The organism is Streptomyces sp. TRM64462, from assembly GCF_013362995.1.
Taxonomy (GTDB): Bacteria; Actinomycetota; Actinomycetes; order Streptomycetales; family Streptomycetaceae; genus Streptomyces.
This window is the reverse complement of record NZ_JABWDV010000387.1, coordinates 1-947: the sequence shown is the minus strand read 5'-3', so window position 1 is coordinate 947 and position 947 is coordinate 1. Positions and strand designations below refer to the sequence as shown.

Below are 947 nucleotides of genomic sequence, written 5' to 3'. Positions count from 1 at the left end.
GGCACGGCCCCCGGCGGCACCCCGACGGCCTGGGCGGGGGCGAGCCTCGACGACCGGGAGCGCTCGGTGCTGCGCCTGGTCGCCGACGGCCACGAGACGAACGAGATAGCCAAGCGCCTGTGCTACTCGCCGCGCACGGTGACGACCGTGGTGCACGACATCACGCAGCGGTTCCGGCTGCGCAACCGCGCCCACGCCGTGGCGTACGCCCTGCGGACGGGGCTGCTGTGACGGCGGGGGTGCGGGTCCGGCTGCTGACCCCGGCGGGCCAGGTCGCGCAGATGCTGCGGCAGACCGGTATCGAGCCGTCCGCCGACGGCTCCACGGTCGCGGTGGCCGTGACCGCGACCGTGGAGGAGGCCGTCGCCCTGTGCCCCGTGCCCGGGCACCGGCTGCTGGCGGTCTGCGACACGGTGTCACCCGGCGGCCTGCGCCGGGCCCTCCAGGTCGGCGTCCACGCGATCCTCCGCTCGTCAGGACTCACGCCGGCGCAGCTCGCCGCCGCCGTGCACGGCGCCCACCACGGCGACAGCCGCGTCCCGTACACGGCCCTGGTCCAGCTGCTCGGCGGCGCGACCGCACCGGACGCCCCGCGGCTCACGCCGCGGCAGACGTCGGTGCTGACCCTGATGGCGGAGGGCCACGGAAACGCCACGATCGCCCGGACCCTGTCGTGCTCCCCGCACACCGTGAAGAACACCGTGTACGAACTGATGTCCCGCCTCCAGGCCCGCACCCGGGCGCAGGCGGTGGCCCACGCGGTCCGCCACAGCCTCATCTAGGTCGTGTCCGGCGGATCATGCCTGGGCCGCGGGTCTGGCACGCACTCCCCCAAGCTCTCGGCTCCGCTCGAGCAGGGGGGACCCCCAGCGGCGTTGTCGTCGGTCGCGATGGCTCCTTCCCCAAGCTCTCGGCTTCGCTCGAGCAGGGGAGACCCCAACCACTCC

2 protein-coding genes are annotated in these 947 nt (G+C 74.8%); both read left to right on the top strand.

The genetic code is table 11. From position 1 onward, the window contains the following. The coding region (locus HTZ82_RS22115; RefSeq protein WP_175411194.1) for a response regulator transcription factor at positions 1-231 on the top strand (231 nt) is incomplete at its 5' end. Then, positions 228-782: a response regulator transcription factor gene (locus HTZ82_RS22110; protein ID WP_309235624.1), complete on the top strand. Its 555-nt coding sequence runs from the start codon at positions 228-230 to the stop codon at positions 780-782. The genes HTZ82_RS22115 and HTZ82_RS22110, both read left to right, overlap by 4 nt. Positions 783-947 lie beyond the last annotated feature (165 nt).